Raw genomic sequence first — 17,998 nt, 5'->3', positions numbered from 1 at the left:
CCTGTGTTGGTTGATGGTAAAGCATTTCTCCCTGATTTGATCTGATACTGTGAGGTGCGCGGATAGCGGGATGAGCTTTGGTCGACATGGAAATGAATCAGAATTCACCCCTAAGAGAGTTGAGACATTGGCCAAACTGGCTGTTGGGACTATTGGTCGGCTCTTGGGTAATGCGGTTGCTAATTGCGTGGTTGCTACCGCCAGGGTTTGATGAGGCTTATTACTTTCTATACACCCAGCATTGGGATTGGAGTTATTTTGATCACCCGGTGATGGTGGCATTGACTACGGCAGTCGGGCCCTGGTTAACCGGTTATATCTCTCCCCTGACCCTCCGATTGGGCGCATTGGTGCTATACGGATTGAGTACGGGGTTTATCTATCTGAGTGGACGGCGGTTATTTAGTTCGGTGGTAGGTATGTGGGCAGTTGCGATCGCATCTCTCTGCCCCCTCTTTATTTTTAGCTTTGGATTGTTGGCAGCTCCCGATAACGCGCTTATTTTGGGTTGGTCGGCAGTTATGTATGTAGCAGTGTTGGAGTTTTTCCCTATGGAAAAGCCCTATCGCCCTACCAGCAAAATTGCCTTGATTGGATTATTGCTGGGGCTAACCTGTATCAGTAAGTACCACGGTTTTATTTTGGGTCTGAGTTTAATCGGATTTTGTCTTACCAGTGCGAAGCATCGACAGGCACTGGTATCTCCATGGACCGGCGCAGCCTTGATCCTGTTTCTATTTGCTCTGACACCGTTGCTGTACTGGAATGTCCACCATGATTGGTTATCTTTTGGCTTTCATTTATCAGAGCGATTTGATGGTGGCAACACTGCCCGCCAAACTGAGTTTAATTTGCTGAATATGGTGGGCGTATGGCTGGTGGGGGTAGCTTATCTATTTCCGTCCCTGGGTTTTCCTTTGTGGTGGGCCAGCGGGCGTAGTCTTTTGCAATTGAGCGATCTCCGGCAGCGGTTTGTGCTGTGGTTAGGTCTGCCTATTGCCCTTGGTTTTACTCTATTGGGCGGAGTTACTCACATTTATCCAGCTTGGCCTGCACCAGGGCTGTGGAGTCTGAGTTTGTTGCTGGCGTTGGCCATGGCAGGCTGGTCTCCAAGCACAGTTAGACGATGGCTGGTGGGTAGTTCTTTAGTGATAGCTACGCTGCTGATTTTTGCCTTAGGGCATGTGGCTTTAGGCACTTTGCAACGACCAGGAGGTTTAGTAGCAATACTGCCTCCAGCAACTGATCCGACAACGACGATGATTGATGTGGTAAAGCTGCGGCATGTGTTGACAGAGTCGAGAGTAGGAGATGCGCTCTCAACCGCTGATTTCCTGGTAACCAATGAATTTTGGTTAAGTGGCTATGTAGATATGGCCGTTAGTCCCATCACTTCAGTGCCTGTCATGGCCTTTACCCAGGATCCACGGGGACACGCCGTGTGGTTTAACCCAGCAGCCTGGCTTGGATGTTCAGGACTATTTCTCAGTATTGCCGATGACGACCAGCACCAAATTCGAGCTACCTATGCCCCTTACTTTGAGCGGTTTGATTTATTAGAGATTGTTGAAACCCATAGAGCAGGGGCGACCACAGAAACGTTTTACCTATACGATGTCGGGAAATTAATCGCACCCTATAAATATCCGTATTGACCTAAAAAATTAGGGTAGGTGCAAGACCTACCCTATCCAGTTCACCCTCTATTGAATTGATGAGTTCAGGTCGTCGTCAGAACAATCTTTCATTGCCTGGCATGGCGTTTGGCTCGCCAGCTGGTGTAGCTCAGTAGAGCCGTTGAACCTAGTGCATAGACGATGCCACTGGGCATGCCCGAAAAAGCTAAGGCAAGACTGCCTACCCATAGGGTGAGGGCATAGATAAACAGCACCGTAAACCGATGGGACAACCCAGCATTTAAAAGGCGATGATGCAGATGACGTTTATCAGCCACAAATGGCGATAACCCGCGACGTAGGCGTGCCAGAATTACCGCTGACATATCCAAAATAGGAACTGCCAGTATGAGTAAGTAGGGTAGAAATACTGCAGCGGTAGTTACCCCCTTAACCAGGCCGATCACTCCAACACCGCCTAGGGTAAAACCCATATAGTAGGCCCCGCCATCGCCCATAAAGATCTGAGCCGGATTGAAGTTGTATTTCAAAAAACTCAGCGCTCCGCCTGCAAGTGCTGCTGCAATGATAGCTGCTGCAGGCTGTTCCATAAATAGGGCCACCAGCATCATGACGATGGCTGCAATCCCAGAGACTCCGGCTGCTAACCCATCTAATCCATCAATCCAATTAATGGCATTAGCCATTCCTACCAGCCAAATAACAGTTACGGGTAAGCTCACCCAATTAGCCAGCTGTACAATTCCTATGCCTGGAATCGAAACAAATGCAATATCAACACCCACATGCCAGGTAATAGCAGCCACAATGGCCTGCATGAGTAATCGACTAATGGCGGACAGTCCAAACAGGTCATCTAGTAAGCCAATTAAGAAAAATGCTAGGCCACCTAGGGTAACTCCCCAGATTTCTGCTTCAGGTTCATTTATCAGCTGCTGACCTTGGGCATCCATAAAGCCGCCTGTATTCCACACAACCAACAGGGCAACGACTGTTCCCAGAAAAATGGATACCCCCCCCAATCTGACCATGGGAACCTGATGAACTTTTCGTCCTCCAGGCATATCGACTCGACCGCTGTGTAACCCAATTCGTTTGACAACTGGAGTTGCCAAAAGCACCACAGCGGCTGACAGCGTAAAAGCCAGTAGGGGATATATCTGAAAGGGCATGGGTGACAGAGGATGAGGTAAGACGGCTCAATCTATTTATGAAGTCAACTCAGAGGGTCGGCAGCATACACAATAGTCACCGTCACCCTAGCAGGTTTTTTAAAACTTTCAAGTTGTTAATTCAAAGGTGCCAAATAGTGTTGTTGGTCTAACAACACTCATCTATTAGGGGTATCAATTATTTATAGGTATCTTATTTAGTTATGAGTCTCTGACGTATCAACTTTAATTCAGTAGGAATTTAGGGTGAGTTAACTGACCAAACCAAGCAAAAATACTGGAGTCGCTGATTTAGGGTATAAATTACTCTGTGATTTACTGACAAATAACGACTTCAATAGATTGATTCATACCTTAAATCAGCAACAGTAAAATGTTGATTCAGTTAGCTTAAAAACAAAACATGCCTATGTCAGCACAGTCTGTGTTGAATGTAGATGAGGGTACAGTGGGAAGCGACTACAAAGGTCGGCAACGCGATTTCGACAGGTGGTTTCAACATTACTATCCTCAGGAGATAGCAGCCGATCAGCAATAATGTTGGCAATCTCTTTGAAATCTTGAACTTCTAGTCCTCTAGTGGTCATCGCGGGAGACCCCAAGCGAAGACCACTGGTTACAAAGGGTGATTCGGGATCAAAGGGGACTGTATTTTTATTTGCGGTGATATTGACCATACTGACTAGCGCATCGGCCTGTTTCCCTGTCATGCCAATGGAGCGTAAGTCAACTAAGACTAAGTGATTATCAGTACCGTCCGATACAACCTTGATATCTCGTGCTTGTAACTGAGCTGCAAGTGCTTGCGCATTGGCAATGACCTGGGCGGAGTAAGTTTTGAATTCAGGCTTGAGGGCTTCACCAAAGGCAACGGCCTTTGCTGCGATGACGTGTTCTAGGGGGCCACCCTGGCTACCGGGAAAAACGGCTTTATCAAATTTTTTGCCCAGGTCTGGATCGCTAGTCATAATCAAACCACCCCGAGGACCGCGTAATGTTTTGTGGGTGGTGGTGGTAACCACATGGCAGTGAGGGATGGGATTAGGGTGGTGGCCTGTGGCTACTAGCCCTGCAATGTGGGCAATATCAGCCATCAGATAAGCTCCAACCTCATCGGCAATGGCTCGAAACTTATCAAAGTGAATTGTGCGAGGATAGGCTGAATAGCCACAGATCAGCATTTGGGGCTTATGCTGCAGAGCCAGTTCTCGAATAGCATCATAGTCAAGCTGTTCATTAGTCTGATTGACGCCATATTGGATGACATTAAACCACTTACCTGAAACGTTAACTGGAGAACCGTGGGTTAAATGACCACCATGGGAAAGATCCATGCCCATAATTGTGTCTCCGGGCTTTAGCAGGGCTAAAAAGACAGCAAAGTTTGCTTGGGCTCCGGAATGGGGCTGGACATTTGCATGGGCAGCGCCGAAAAGCTGTTTAACTCTTTCAATAGCCAGGGCTTCTGCTTGATCTACAAATTCACAGCCACCGTAGTACCGTTTGTTAGGCAGGCCTTCCGCATATTTGTTGGTCAACACTGAACCTTGCGCAGCCATGACAGCGGGGGATGTAAAGTTCTCACTGGCAATGAGCTCCAAGTGGTCTTGTTGGCGTTGACGCTCTCGCCCAATGATGGCTGTAATATCTGGATCAGTTTGTCTTAAAAAGTCAAAATTAGTGGTCATGGGAATGGATGCTCTAAGTTTAATAAGCCTGACTTTTTGTGGGGTCAGGCAGTGAGATTTTGGAATTACTGTATGTCACCCGCAGATTATAGTACCGCGCTGCTAGTGAAGGTATTAGCTGATTTGTGGTTGCTTATGCCTATCAGTATTTGACTTGACCGCACCGTTCTAATCGCTCTAACTCTAAATATTACGTTTTTGTATCAAAATGTAACGCTTGAAAATCTATAATGGAATTAGATAAACAGGGCCATGGGAGCAATCGCTGTTTTGAGGTAATAACCTTTGGTCACATCTAGGTTTTTTGCTTTTCTGGCAAAGAAACTCCAAAATTTACCTTGGATGTGTTTAAGCAAGCACTTAGTGTTTGTAAGGTGAATTTGATTTGTCATATTGTGGTAGAAAAAATGGCCACTGCTTATTAACTCGCCACTAGCCCATGACGCTTTTCGTTGAATAAGGACACCCATGCTTTTGCAACCCACCACCACTGTCTCGCCTGCATCTGTGTTGGCGTCTGTAGATGAGTCCTACGAGCGCTGTCGGCAGATTACTGCTAAGTACTCAAAAACCTTTTATATGGGTACGATGCTGATGTCTGAAGCCAAACGCCGGGCCATCTGGGCTATCTATGTGTGGTGCCGTCGTACAGATGAGTTGGTGGATGGTCCATCTGCTCAATTTACGACTGAAGCGACTCTTGACGATTGGGAAGAACAGCTAGAATCTGTTTTTGCAGGTCGTCCCAAGGATGATTATGACGTGGCTATGGTTGATGCTTTGGGGCATTTTGCTTTAGATATTCAGCCATTTCGTGACATGATTTCGGGGCAGCGGATGGATTTGCACTGCTCTCGCTATGAAACCTTTGATGATTTGAAGCTTTACTGTTATCGCGTTGCAGGAACTGTTGGGTTGATGTCTACGGTTGTCATGGGTGTTGACCCTGAGTACAACACCGCACCATGGGCCAAAGCATTACCTTGTCCGACTGAGGAAGCGATCGCACTTGGAATTGCTAATCAATTGACCAACATTTTGCGGGATGTGGGTGAGGATGCCCGACGGGGACGTATCTACTTACCACTTGAGGATTTGGAACTCTTCAAATATAGTGAAGCGGATTTGATTAATGGGGTGATTGATGAGCGGTGGCGGGCGTTGATGCGTTTTCAGATTCAGCGAGCGTTGAAGTTTTATCGTCAGGCTGAGTTAGGAATTACTGTATTGAGTCCCGATGCTCGTTGGCCAGTATGGTCTGCACTTATGCTCTATCGGAAGATTCTGGATGTAATTGCTGAAAATCAATACGACGTTTTTAATCGTCGTGCATTTGTACCCACCGTGCGTAAGCTTCTGTGTTTACCCCCTGCCCTATTACGTGCTCGGGTGCTTTAAGTCAGGTTAGTTTGCCAGACAGAGAAACTTTTTAGTCTAGAAATAGCAATAAGAAAGCCCAAGAAGCAATTCTTGGGCTTTCTTATCTATGTAAATTGCGCTGATTGAGTTTTGTTCTAAGAAGCCGTTGTTTGTGCGGCTAGCATTTCCTTCAATTTGGCTAAATCAGAAGCCCAACGAGGATCGGGCTGAGTGCTTTCTGGCGCTGGGGAGGAATAGCTCGCAGGTTTACGATTATTGCCACCACTGTTGCGCTTGCCACCTCCTTTCCGATTGCTATTACCGCTATTGTTGGTTGCTGCACCCTCATTTTCTTTAGCGCGAGGCATTGCCTTTTCTACTTTTAGAGTTGCATCTTGCAGAGCCTGGCCATTGTACTTACTCACAAGAGTATCGGCGATTTCGTCAGTTTTAACGGTTACAAAACCAAATCCCCGACACTTACCTGTTTTTCTGTCCGCAATTAGCTTGACTGAAACGATATTATCAACGTCCTCTGCAAAAACAGCTTCAAATTCCTCGCGTTCTAATTCACGGGGAAGATTGCCAATATATAAGCGCACTGACATGGGATACCTCTTAAACAAATCTAAAAAACAATTGCAGCGGATGGCTAACAACAAATCAGTCAGTCTACTCTAGGAGTCAAACATACCTAGAAGAAAATTTGGCGCTCTGACTCTCAATACTTTAAAAAGTGACGAACCGCAGCAAAAACTGACTGGCCATATTAAGCGAGTAACTACTTGAATCAATCAAAAACCCTAATTGGGCGGTCTGTCAAAATTACCCCTCAACCTCTATCAATAGCCTCTTAAAAAGCTATGTATCAGTTTCTTTTCCAGAGGTCTCTCACTGCATGAAATGAGAAATAGACCGTATTTCTACCTCCTCAAGGTATCATGCTGTCCGATGCCAAGCCAAGTGATTCAATGGTTTTTTTGGTGAAGCTCCCTAAAGATAACGTGGAGTAGCCATAGAACTTAGACTACAAAGTCTAAATTCTATGATTAAAGTAGGTTTGTTTGAAGCTCATGGCGTGATAGCAGCAAGGAGTGGGGATACCTGGTTGGCCAGCTTGAGGTAGATTTCTTGGACTCCATAGCTGTAATAAAAAACCAGCCACTCTAATGTGACTGGTTTGCTGTGTTGAGAGTAGGAGAACCCACACCTAACGCCAAATTCCCAAACTAGAAATTTGAAAATGGCTAGGTTGTTAGTGCTCGTTTACAAAATTTAACATTTTATGAAAATAGCCGCAATGCTTGATTGGGTATTGATATTTTTGGGGTGTTGATTTGATTGGTAGGCTCAGGCTTAAACACCTTTAAAAATGATCCAGAGGCCGTAAGCTAATGGTATAGCGCTGATCATGGCTGCCCACAGTGGATGTTGGGCCAATTTTGTTTGATTTTGCTGAGTACGCAAGCGGTCAATATCAATCCAGATGTGGTGTCCGCGACGAAACCAGCCCGTGACTTGTAAGGGGGTATTGAGCCAAGGGGTTAGCCCTTGAATGTTGCTTAAAGGGCCGAAATAAGCGGTATGGTGCAGTTTAATGCTGCCGTATTTTGTGCGTAGTCTCCATTCTTGTCCTAACCAGTTTGCTAAGGCAGGACGCCCCGTTAAAGTGCCGTTGATTTTGATGGGGAGGCTACTCAAGGGCACAAGGGTAGGATCTGTTTGCCAATTGGCTAATTCTGCTTCATTGATAGGTATGGAGTCTGCTATCTCTGGAAAAAATGGATTGATGCGGAGTAAATGTCCTGTAGCTGTACCAATCAACGGCATACTCAGGAGAATACTGCGATCTTTGTATAGCCAGGCCAGTAGAGATAGATCAAAATGTGTTGCGATCGCACCCATCAGCCACATTATCATTGCTACACCTAACCCAATCATTAGGCCAGACCAGGCTCCTGCTTGTAATAGAAGGTTTTTCCAGTCCCTTTGAGTAAGGGCGCGTGAACCGTGTTTGAGTTGTAGTTGCGCAAAGTTAAGACTAGGTGTTAGCTTCCAGTGCCGTCCATAGGCATTGATAATGTAAATCCTATCTCCTAGAGGAGGATGTCCCTGATTTAGTGATAACCAATGACGTAATGGATTAAATGCTCCCCAAGCAAAGTGTTGGCTCGATGTGCCTACGCTAGTAGGACCCACGGGCAACATTAAATCCAAGCTTTCTAGCAGTTGTGGAGTATATCCTTGACGGTTAACAGTATTCGCCATGGCTGCTGAAAGTTTAGCTAAGGCGCGTATGAGGCCATTGGGATTGCCCGTAAGCTCAGCTGTTTTGCGATCTCGATAGGGGGTACGGATACGAGCCAGTCCACAACTCACCTGAGTCAAAAGCCAAAAAATGCCATAGCTCAGATTCGCTATAGTACCTGCGGTGATTTTCAACAAGGCAGATCGATTTTCCCCCCACTGAGCCAGAAACCAATAGACTCGGTGAAATCCCTGTAGCAATAACCCGTGAGTAGAAAAAAAGATCCAATCTAAGGTTGACCAGTGACTTATTTCATACATCATTACAGCAGCTAACTCATCAGCGGCTAGATGCTCAAGTAGACCTTGACTGACCACGATCTTTCCATGCCGAGGTCGCCAGCCATAGGAAAAAATCAGGGGCAAATCACTGGTAATGAGTTGAACTTTAGGAACAGGCCAGTGACGTTGGGCGCAAAAGCGACGTAATAATTGACTAGCTTCTGGACTGTAAGATTTCAGCTGTTGGGTTGACAGGTTTTTGGTTGGACGCAGTAAGAATGACCATAGCCAAGGTGCAGCAAGTGTGAGTGCACCGAAGCCAATAATGACTGTCCAAGTCTGAGTACCCCAAAAAAAGTCTGGGAGTTTGAGGTTGATGGGTAATAGTCGATTGAGAAACAGAAGATAGTCACGGGTGCATGATAAAGCGGTTTTTACTAGCCAGCGGACTACCCAGAAAATAATAGGAATAGTCGCTAATTGAGCAAACCAAAGCCGACCCATACTGACTTTGCCTAGAGACTTTAAGGTTCTGAGTCGACTGCCCTGGGGCCAGGTCTCAGGACCTAATGCTGTGGCTATAGTTGTCTTGACTGGTCGTTTAGGTTGTTTGTTGGGTCGGAGCTGAGTTAGATTTGCTGAGAAATTCTCGGTTTGGGAGGCTGCCGAGACCTTAGGGTCGGTCTCAGTAGATGTATTGGTGATGTCTGTTTTATGCTCAACCCTTCGATTGTTGTTGAGATTCTGATAATGAAACAGAGATGACCCGACCTGCTGTTCGGTTAAGTTGGCTTCTGGAGTTGCTGTAGCTTTCGACGGCGTACTACTGACAGATGTTCTGTCGGTAACGCTCTTCTGTTCCTGGGGAAAGTCCTGGATTTTGGTCTGAGGCGTTGAGATGTCTGATGAATGTGCTGAGTCAGAGACTTGAGGCACAGTCCTTTCCTCGGCATTAAAGGGGACAAATCCACTTGTGTTAGAGATAACGCCACTAGCTTGATTGACGTTATCCAAATTATTAACTGGCTGCTTAATCGATATTTTTTCAATAGTAGTCAGTTGCTGTAATTTTTCATGGGCCCACTGACGGATTGCCTGGCTGCGACTCTTGAGTAAAGGCTTGCAGAGGTCTCGAGCCTGGTCATGGTTTCCTTGCTCCTCATAGGTACGAATCAGTCCCATTTGTGCTTTAAGCTGATGACTGGTACTGCTTCCGTCTGTCTGAGAGATCTGCTGAAACGTTGAGATCGCACGCCCATAGTCTTTTTGCTTAAGCGCAGCTAGTCCGGCTTTGAGCAGTTGTTCTGGCGATCGATCTAAACCCATGCCAATATCCTCTAATGTCCTTAACGGCAGTGCAGGACGCACAATTGTGCCGCGATCTTAGCGCGAATGCTTAAAAGACGGTTTAGCTGGATGTATCTATAGAATGTGGCGCATTATTTGACGTCGTAAATATGAGATGCCAATGCTTATAGCCCATCAAAATGCTGATCCATTAAAGTGTTTACTTTAAAATCTGCTCTACTATCGTATAGAGAGTTTTTTCAGTTTCACCGAGTAACTGACGCTCTTTCAGATCAATCAAGCCTTCGGCAAGGGGTTGGGCTCGTTTTTTATAGACATTATTAGCTGACAAGAGATCGTTAAAAATCTCTCGTTCAATTTGATGGCGGTCGGCATCGTCCGCTATTGGAGTACCGTAGGCAATATTATCCACCTCATACTTGAGGAGAAAGATGAGTGCTCCGCAGTGGGTCTGTAATCTATTCTGTAGCTGACGTGTGTCTAGCTCTAATCGCTCGAACCCTACTTGCCCCTCAATGCGTAACTCAACAATAGGTTGTTGCTCAGGGGCTATTTGTTTTTGTTCAATTGATTGATTGATGGTTTTTAGGGCTAGTTCTTCAATATCTTGGAGAGCTTCCTGCCCACGCAATTTTAGGGATAAACGGACGATAGGACGCTGTTGATAATCCGTTTTCAGCTGGGCTTTAACCTTTCCATTCATGATTTCGACTAGCAAAGCACCTCGCTCAAAAGAGCTTTCTTCCACATTATTGGCTTCGAGAGAACCAGGATTAAAAACCCAATTATCGACTGTGTAATGTTTATGAATATGTCCTAGACCGAGATAGTCTACTCCCACTTCTTTGAGGGGAAGTAAGTCTCTGTAGCGTAGCGCTCCCGAATAGCGAGCGATTTGCCCTTCTAGACCATGGTGGAAAAGTAAAATCTGAGAGTCTGGACCAGACGGTAATGCTGCGATTGCCTGACTAATTTGCTCAATAGCTTTTGGCGCAGCAGCTCCGTACCAGTTTGAACCCATGATTCGGACACCACAGGCTAGATCGATGTAGCCACCTCGTTTAGTGTCATCGTCCCAATGGGTATACATTACGTCACCTGGATCAGGTTCGAGGAGTTTGAGTAATCCCCAGTCAGATAAATAACGCAGCCAGCTAGTTTTTGTCCCATAGGGACAGTTATCATGGTTGCCTTCGATGGCGATCACCGGGATCTCAGCCTTTTCTAATTGTTGGAGACAAAGCTGAGCTTGATTTAAGATGGCAGGTTGGATCATGCGATGCTCAAATAGATCACCAGCAATCACCACAAAATCTACAGCTGTACCAATGGCATATCGCTCAAATACATCCCATAGGGTGTGAAAAAAGTCCGTAGTGCGTACTTTGCTGTTATAGCGATCAAAACCTAGGTGGACATCGGCAACATGCAGAAATTTGGCCATGAGGTGAGAGATATGGGTTGCAGCTGCTAGATTTTAACCTTAAGTTGAAAGTTTCAAGCCAAATCAACTATCGGCCATTTCTCATCTAATAACCGTTATCCCATTTTCCTAAACTGTAGTTTCAGTCTCAGCTGCTAATTGTTCCAACTTAGCCTGCTGATCTTGAGTAATACAAGACTGCACCATAATCTCAATGTCCCCTTCTAGAGCTGGAGACAAACTAAAGTTTTGACCGAGACGATGATCTGTGACCCGATTGTCTTTGTAATTGTAGGTACGGATCTTTTCTGAACGTGATCCGGTCCCAACTTGGGATCGGCGCATATCGGTCACCTCAGCTTGTTGCTCTTGAAGCATCATTTCATAGAGCTTGGCACGAAGAATTTGCATGGCGCGCTCTCGGTTTTGTAGTTGCGATCGCTCTTCAGTACAAAAGATGCGAATGCCTGTCGGCTTGTGAAATAAATCGACAGCTGTCTCCACCTTGTTGACATTCTGACCACCGGCACCACCTGATCGAGCTGTACTCAGGTCAATATCTTTAGGATCAATTTTAACTTCAACATCGTCTACTTCTGGCATCACGGCCACAGTGGCTGTGGATGTATGGACACGACCACTAGTTTCTGTGGCAGGTACTCGTTGGACACGATGAACACCTGCTTCAAATTTCAGCTTGCTATAGACTTGATCCCCTTTAATTTCTAAAATAGCTTCTTTACAGCCACCCATATCAGCTACCGATTGGCTCAAGGTTTGCACTTTCCATCCCTGTCCTTCGGAATATCGTGAGTACATCCGTAGTAAATCTCCGGCCCAGATGCCGGCTTCATCACCACCTGCACCAGCACGGATTTCCAGCATGATGTTTTTATCATCATTAGGATCTCGCGGTAGTAATAAAATTTTGAGTTGAGTCTCTAGAGCCTCAATCTTTTCCTTAAGTTCTTCAACTTCAAGCAATGCCATTTCCCGCAGTTCATCGTCACCTGCGGACTCTTTGTAGACTTCCTGAGCCCCTTCATAATCTGATTGCGCTTTTTTCCAATCGTTATAGGTTGTGATGGTTTCCTCTAACGATGCTCTTGCCTTAGCAATCTTTTGAAACTCATCCGGATCTTTGGCCACATCAGGGTCGGCAAGACGACGAGTGAGTTCTTCAAAGGTCTGTTCAACCGACTTAAGTTTATCGAGGAGATATTGCTCAGCCATGGGATTTGCTTAAGAGTTTCAGCGAGGGACTGCTAATGGTTAGTCAAATACAAAACATCCGAGGGATATATTCATCCCTCGGATCTCAAATTGATGTTTATTAGCAGCTAGCCTTCAGCGCTATCTTCGGTCTTATTGCTATTGTCGGACATGCCGTACTTACGTAAAAATCGCTCTACACGACCTTCAGTATCAATGATCTTTTGAGTACCTGTGTAGAAAGGATGATTGCCAGACCATACATCAACGTGAAGCTCGGGCTTGGTTGAGCCCACAGTCATAATCAGTTTGCCGTCGCAGTAAACCTTGGCATCGGGATACCACTTAGGATGAATATCAGCTTTTGGCATGGGTCGATTCCGGGTAATGAGATATCTAAAAAATAAACAGACTTGAAAAATTAGCGTTTTGAGAACTGAGATGCTTTACGCGCTTTCTTCAAACCGTACTTTTTGCGTTCCTTACAACGGGGATCACGAGTAAGATAGCCTTCAATTTTCAGCGGGCCACGATTTGCGGGATCCAGTTCACAAAGGGCACGGGCAACACCCAGTTTAATGGCATCAGCTTGACCTGTTAGACCACCACCACGGACGTTAACCAAGATATCGTAATCGGACTCAAGCCCAAGGGTTTCGAGGGGAGCCTTGGTTGCCGACATATAAGCGGCATTGTTCTGAAGATGGGTTTCACCTGGCTTGCCGTTGACAACAAGTTTGCCATCTCCAGGTACTAGACGAACACGAGCTATAGCCGCTTTACGACGACCAGTACCCCAATAAACAACGCGATCAGACTGTTCTTCTGTCATGTGATGATGTTCTCCTGTAGATATTGTTTGAATTCAGATTAACTAGAGATCGATTACTTCAGGTTTTTGAGCTTCGTGGGGATGCTCAGAGCCTGCATAGACCTTCAGGTTTGTAAACAGCTTACGCCCGAGAGCATTTTTAGGCAGCATTCCCTTCACAGCTTTTTCGATAATGCGTTCAGGGATGCGATTTTGTAACTGCTCAAATGTTTCAACCTTCATTCCACCGGGGCGACCGGAATGGCGGCGGTATAGTTTCTGCTGACGCTTTCTACCAGTTACGTCCACCTTTTCAGCGTTGATTACGATAACAAAGTCACCCGTGTCCATATTGGGTGTGAACGTGGGTTTATTCTTGCCCCGCAGAATACTGGCAATTTCTGTTGCTAGACGACCAAGTCGCTTGTCAGCGGCGTCGACAACATACCACTTTTTGTCAATTTCTTGGACAGGAGGAATATAGGTCTTAAACATGCTTAGGCTCTGATATCAACGAACTGAATGGAAGGAGGCTGCCATCAAGAGTGGGAAATTACATCTCAAAGACTACTGATAGTAATCTAAACAGCCAAATTCTTTGTGGTGGAATGCAACGTGAGCTTTGGTTGGGTGTCAAACCAAGCGTCCGGCGCAAAGGGGAAATGTTGGTAACCTACCCGTAATAGGCAAAGTCCCCGGGCAGGCGCGGCATGTTTCACCAAATCACGTCGCCCTGACTGCCAAAGTTCGGTAAAAGCAGCAGGGGTTAGGCGACCCCGCCCAACCCTCACTAGTAAGCCCATCACCAGGCGCACCATGCCGTAGAGGAAACCGGCAGCCTGCAACTCAACCTGAACAAACGGTCCATGACGGGAACATTTAGCCGCTTGCAACTCAACCCATGAATGGGCACGACTAGATCCCGCGCGATGAAACGCAGTTAGCTCATGATAACCCACCATGGGAGTTAATGCCGCCTGCATTAGATGTTCGTCCAAGGGTTCATGGTAGACGTGCCATGTATATGGACTAATGAAGAGGTTTGGATAGGCATCGGTATAGATGGTGTATCGATACCGTCGCCATTGGGCTGAGTACTGAGCATGCCAATTATCAGGAACGTGAGCAGAGGCACGAATGACAATATCTTCATTCAAGCGATGGTTGAGAATAGATGCCCACCGATAAGCAGGGATCACCTTAGGAACATCAAAGTGGGCTACCTGAGCTGCCGCATGTACGCCTGCATCAGTTCGCCCTGCACCATGAATGGTTACTTCTGAACCCAGCACGGATGCTATGGCCGTTTCAATCTCTGCTTGTACCGTACGTTCCTCTGGTTGACGTTGCCAACCACGAAAGTGGGTGCCTTGGTACTGAATGATGATAGCTACCCGATGAGTTCCCTGTTCATGCTCAGGTACAGCCTCTAGTTGTTTGGCTAGGGTACGGTTAGCCATTGAGCAAAAACTAGGTAAGCTCAATAATAGCCATCACAGAGTTGTCACCTCGGCGACTAACTGTGCGTACAATGCGGGTATATCCACCTTGGCGTTCGGCATAGCGAGTGGGGGCTTGCTCAAATAGAGCATGCACAAGATCTTTGTCATATATGTAGCCCATAGCTCGGCGACGAGCAGCCAAAGAGCCTTCTTTGGCGAGTGTAATCATACGCTCAGCTTCAGAGCGAACAGCCTTAGCACGAGTTAGCGTGGTTTTAATTCGACCGTGACGAATAAGTTCGGTGGTTAGCGATCGCAACAAAGCACGACGCTGGTCAGCAGGTTTACCCAGATGGGGCGTACGACAACGGTGGCGCATGGAGTCTCCTTATTAGCACTGTAAACAAGAAAAAACCGAAGCCTGGGGCTTCGGAGGATGGCCTGAAAGGATTCAAGGCCGAAAACTAGAAACCTAAGATGACTTCGCCGGCTTCTCCATCGGCAACATAATGCCTAGACGGTAGTGCAAAGCCTCAACAACCTCTTCAGCTGACTTCTGACCAAAATTCTTGATCTCCAAGAGATCTTCTTGGCTATAGTCCAGCAGATCAGAAACAGAGTTAATCTGAGCGCGCTTCAAACAATTGTAAGCTCGTACAGATAGCTGTAGTTCCTCAATCGGGATTTGATAGGTGGTGTCTTCTTCTTTAACATCCTCATCCCGCTTCGGTTCAAGAGTGACATCCTTCAGTGGATTAAACAAGTCCACCAATATATCTGCTGCCTGACTCATGGCTTGTTGAGGAGTTAGGCTACCGTTAGTGCTAACTTCCATAATCAGACGATCTTTTGGCTGATCAGCCCCAACGATCGTTTCTTCAACAGAATAGTTAACCTTACGAACAGGCATAAAGATGGCATCAATCTGCATAAAATCTAATGCAGTTGCCTCATCCCGGTTGTTACTGACAGCCCGATACCCACGACCGTTTTCCACTCGGAATTCCATCTCAAGGGTATGACCCTGAGCAACCGAAGCTACGTAGTGATCTGGGTTAATTAACTCTACCTCAGCAGGTAACTCAAAGTGTGCAGCTGTAACGGTTGCTGGACCTTGCACAGCTAAACGACCAATTTGTGGCTGATTTGTATAAGTTTTGAGTACAACCTCTTTCAGGTTTAGAATAATGTCCAAAACATCTTCACGAACACCTGGAATAGTGGCAAATTCGTGGTTAGCTCCTGCCATACGAACGGCAGTGATAGCTGCACCTTCTAAGTTGGAAAGTAGTACTCGTCTGAGGGCATTGCCTACAGTAATACCTTGACTCCGCTCAAGGGGCTCGATGACAAATCGACTAAATTGGCTCTGGTCGTCGTCAACAATTGATTCTACGCATTCAACTTGAAACTGTCCCACTACAGTGACCTCCCTTGGATGGCTATTGCCTGCTGGCTGATCGATTAGCTGATAGGTAGCAAATATTTAGACACGGCGACGCTTTGGAGGACGGCAACCGTTGTGGGGAATTGGAGTGACATCGCGAATCAAAGTGATTTCTAACCCAGCCCCTTGTAAAGCACGAATAGCCGTTTCACGGCCAGCACCAGGACCGCTGACCATTACCTCAACTTGGCGCATACCCTGATCCATAGCCCGACGAGCAGCACTGTCAGCCGCAGTTTGAGCTGCAAATGGAGTGCCTTTTTTAGCTCCTTTGAATCCACTAGAACCAGCTGATGCCCATGAAATTGCATCACCCTTGGTGTCTGTAATGGTCACAATAGTGTTGTTGAATGTCGATTGGATGTGGACGACACCATTGGGGATATTCTTTCTCGATTTGCGTCCACCTGACCGCTTGACGCCTTTTGCCATAGTTCGTGTATTCCGAAAAACGTTAACTTTTCAAACCCTTTCGTACTCATCGAGCAGTCATTATTCTGTCTGCCGATTTGTGCTGCCTTGCCAAAATACTTCCCCTGTTTTACCACGCATGTTTTAATCGGCAACCCTATATAAAGATCACCTGCAGATTGCGTTCTCAGGATTTACTTCTTCCCAGGCTTCTTCTTCCCAGCAATAGCTAGACGCTTACCACGTCGAGTACGCGCATTAGTACGAGTACGTTGACCACGAACTGGCAGACCCATACGGTGACGACGCCCTCTGTAGCAGCCAATATCCATCAGCCGCTTGATATTCATGCTCTCCCAACGTCTCAGATCACCTTCGATCTGATAGTCGCCTTCGACTACTTCTCGTAGTTTTGCTACATCGCTGTCTACCAAATCCTTGACGCGGATATCGGCATTGACCCCAGTCTTTGCCAAGATTTCCTTTGATCGACTCAGGCCGATACCATAAATGTAGGTTAACCCAATCTCAATGCGCTTATCCCTGGGTAGGTCAACGCCTGCAATACGTGCCACCGTGCTTTCTCCTAGTTTGCTGCCGTGCGGTTACGTAAGCACTGACTTGTCAGTGGGCAACCGCTAAGTTGAATATGAAATAAACGTTAAACCTGTTACAGCGACTAACCCTGACGTTGCTTATGCTTAGGGTTAGAACAAATCACCATAACTCGACCGCGCCGACGGATCACCCGGCACTTGTCGCACATCTTCTTGACGGATGCCCGTACTTTCATGCTGAAAAAATGTAATAAGACTTGTCTACAGAAGTGTGATTCTAGCAAATGCTTTAACAAGCAGTCAATTAATTTTTGTTGCGAATAGTTGATGCCGACTTTAGCGCTTGCTAACTGGCAAAAAACTTGCAGTACTTTGTATTCAGATGCTTCATGGTTACACGTTTTAACTAAAAGGCCCTGATGCATCACTACGCCAGGGCCTTTTAGTCTATAGATTCAGCTGGGCTGCTAAGCTGCTTCCCGACGAAGGGCCATTTCAACCTGCTTAAACTCTTGCTCAAGACGGGTTTTAAGTTTGGCTGGAATAGGACGATTTGGGTATGAGCTGTAATGTCCTGCCAGAGCACTGAGTGCTGTTTGCATCGTGGCGAAGGAACTCAAACTTGATGCCCCTGCCGAACGACGGTAACGAGCTGCAAAAGCATTAATTTGTTGCCTGGCCTGAGTTTGCACCTCAGGTAAATTTGGAGAATCCGCAGGCAGCTCAATGGCTGTTCTGAGGGTTCCCATTACATCTATCGTATCCTGGCGATAGTTGCCACTTAGGCCATCGGCCCCCATGCCAGCACCACCGCAGCTGGTGAGGCCCAGGATTGCCACTAGGGTAAATGCAAATAAACGAGACAAAATGCGTTTCATAAACTTATTCCCAATTAAGATGGCTCCACTTTGGTGTGCCTGGCTACTGGACTTGTGGTGATTATCTTATCGGAATGGTGTCCTGAGGAGAAATCTTCGCGGCAGATGCGAATTTTCTTCGTTG

18 protein-coding genes are annotated in these 17,998 nt (G+C 46.4%); 2 read left to right on the top strand and 16 right to left on the bottom strand.

Annotated elements, in window-relative coordinates; all coding sequences use genetic code 11:
* Positions 1-92: 92 nt before the first annotated feature.
* Positions 93-1,655 (top strand): ArnT family glycosyltransferase, encoded by a 1,563-nt coding sequence (locus IXB50_RS08065; protein ID WP_215608446.1) that lies wholly within the window; start codon positions 93-95, stop codon positions 1,653-1,655.
* A gap of 89 nt (positions 1,656-1,744) precedes the next feature.
* On the opposite strand, the gene IXB50_RS08060 is transcribed toward IXB50_RS08065, so the two are convergent.
* Complete coding sequence (locus IXB50_RS08060) at positions 1,745-2,809, bottom strand: glycosyltransferase family 4 protein (protein WP_215608445.1); 1,065 nt, start codon at positions 2,807-2,809, stop codon at positions 1,745-1,747.
* 407 nt (positions 2,810-3,216) lie between these two features.
* Positions 3,217-4,497 (bottom strand): serine hydroxymethyltransferase, encoded by a 1,281-nt coding sequence (gene glyA / locus IXB50_RS08055; protein ID WP_215608444.1) that lies wholly within the window; start codon positions 4,495-4,497, stop codon positions 3,217-3,219.
* Between the two features lie 468 nt (positions 4,498-4,965).
* Between glyA and crtB the strand changes: the two genes are divergently transcribed.
* Entirely contained in the window at positions 4,966-5,895 is a 930-nt protein-coding gene (gene crtB / locus IXB50_RS08050) for a 15-cis-phytoene synthase CrtB (protein ID WP_215608443.1), read from the top strand.
* A gap of 116 nt (positions 5,896-6,011) precedes the next feature.
* Here the strand turns inward: crtB and IXB50_RS08045 are convergent, their stop codons facing one another.
* The 14 genes from IXB50_RS08045 to psb27 form a co-directional block, all read right to left on the bottom strand.
* Positions 6,012-6,464 carry an RNA recognition motif domain-containing protein gene (locus tag IXB50_RS08045; RefSeq protein ID WP_215608442.1) on the bottom strand — a complete coding sequence of 151 codons (453 nt, stop codon included), beginning with the start codon at positions 6,462-6,464 and terminating at the stop codon, positions 6,012-6,014.
* A 748-nt stretch (positions 6,465-7,212) separates the two neighbouring features.
* Positions 7,213-9,753, bottom strand: a complete 2,541-nt coding sequence (locus tag IXB50_RS08040; RefSeq protein WP_215608441.1) for a M48 family metalloprotease — start codon at positions 9,751-9,753, stop codon at positions 7,213-7,215.
* A gap of 139 nt (positions 9,754-9,892) precedes the next feature.
* Positions 9,893-11,137 carry a metallophosphoesterase family protein gene (locus IXB50_RS08035; protein ID WP_215608440.1) on the bottom strand — a complete coding sequence of 415 codons (1,245 nt, stop codon included), beginning with the start codon at positions 11,135-11,137 and terminating at the stop codon, positions 9,893-9,895.
* Positions 11,138-11,245: 108 nt separating this feature from the next.
* The gene (gene prfA / locus IXB50_RS08030) at positions 11,246-12,349 is read right to left on the bottom strand and encodes a peptide chain release factor 1 (RefSeq protein WP_215608439.1); all 1,104 of its coding nucleotides are present in this window, start codon (positions 12,347-12,349) and stop codon (positions 11,246-11,248) included.
* Between the two features lie 107 nt (positions 12,350-12,456).
* A complete protein-coding gene (rpmE, locus tag IXB50_RS08025; RefSeq protein ID WP_215608438.1) occupies positions 12,457-12,699 on the bottom strand; it encodes a 50S ribosomal protein L31 in 243 nt (80 codons plus the stop codon).
* Positions 12,700-12,749: 50 nt separating this feature from the next.
* Entirely contained in the window at positions 12,750-13,160 is a 411-nt protein-coding gene (gene rpsI, locus IXB50_RS08020) for a 30S ribosomal protein S9 (protein WP_215608437.1), read from the bottom strand.
* 42 nt (positions 13,161-13,202) lie between these two features.
* The gene (rplM, locus tag IXB50_RS08015) at positions 13,203-13,634 is read right to left on the bottom strand and encodes a 50S ribosomal protein L13 (RefSeq protein WP_215608436.1); all 432 of its coding nucleotides are present in this window, start codon (positions 13,632-13,634) and stop codon (positions 13,203-13,205) included.
* Between the two features lie 86 nt (positions 13,635-13,720).
* Entirely contained in the window at positions 13,721-14,599 is an 879-nt protein-coding gene (gene truA, locus IXB50_RS08010; protein WP_215608435.1) for a tRNA pseudouridine(38-40) synthase TruA, read from the bottom strand.
* Between the two features lie 10 nt (positions 14,600-14,609).
* A complete protein-coding gene (gene rplQ, locus IXB50_RS08005) occupies positions 14,610-14,960 on the bottom strand; it encodes a 50S ribosomal protein L17 (protein ID WP_215608434.1) in 351 nt (116 codons plus the stop codon).
* 93 nt (positions 14,961-15,053) lie between these two features.
* Positions 15,054-16,001, bottom strand: coding sequence for a DNA-directed RNA polymerase subunit alpha (locus tag IXB50_RS08000; protein WP_215608433.1), 948 nt, complete (start codon positions 15,999-16,001; stop codon positions 15,054-15,056).
* A 66-nt stretch (positions 16,002-16,067) separates the two neighbouring features.
* Positions 16,068-16,460 (bottom strand): 30S ribosomal protein S11, encoded by a 393-nt coding sequence (rpsK, locus tag IXB50_RS07995; protein WP_215608432.1) that lies wholly within the window; start codon positions 16,458-16,460, stop codon positions 16,068-16,070.
* A gap of 173 nt (positions 16,461-16,633) precedes the next feature.
* Positions 16,634-17,014, bottom strand: a complete 381-nt coding sequence (gene rpsM, locus IXB50_RS07990) for a 30S ribosomal protein S13 (RefSeq protein ID WP_215608431.1) — start codon at positions 17,012-17,014, stop codon at positions 16,634-16,636.
* A gap of 104 nt (positions 17,015-17,118) precedes the next feature.
* Complete coding sequence (gene rpmJ / locus IXB50_RS07985; RefSeq protein WP_006515920.1) at positions 17,119-17,232, bottom strand: 50S ribosomal protein L36; 114 nt, start codon at positions 17,230-17,232, stop codon at positions 17,119-17,121.
* A gap of 231 nt (positions 17,233-17,463) precedes the next feature.
* Complete coding sequence (psb27, locus tag IXB50_RS07980) at positions 17,464-17,874, bottom strand: photosystem II protein Psb27 (protein ID WP_215608430.1); 411 nt, start codon at positions 17,872-17,874, stop codon at positions 17,464-17,466.
* Positions 17,875-17,998: the final 124 nt, after the last annotated feature.

Source organism: Leptothoe spongobia TAU-MAC 1115 (assembly GCF_018739885.1).
Classification (GTDB): Bacteria; Cyanobacteriota; Cyanobacteriia; order Phormidesmidales; family Phormidesmidaceae; genus Leptothoe; species Leptothoe spongobia.
This window is presented reverse-complemented; position numbering and strand designations above follow the sequence as displayed.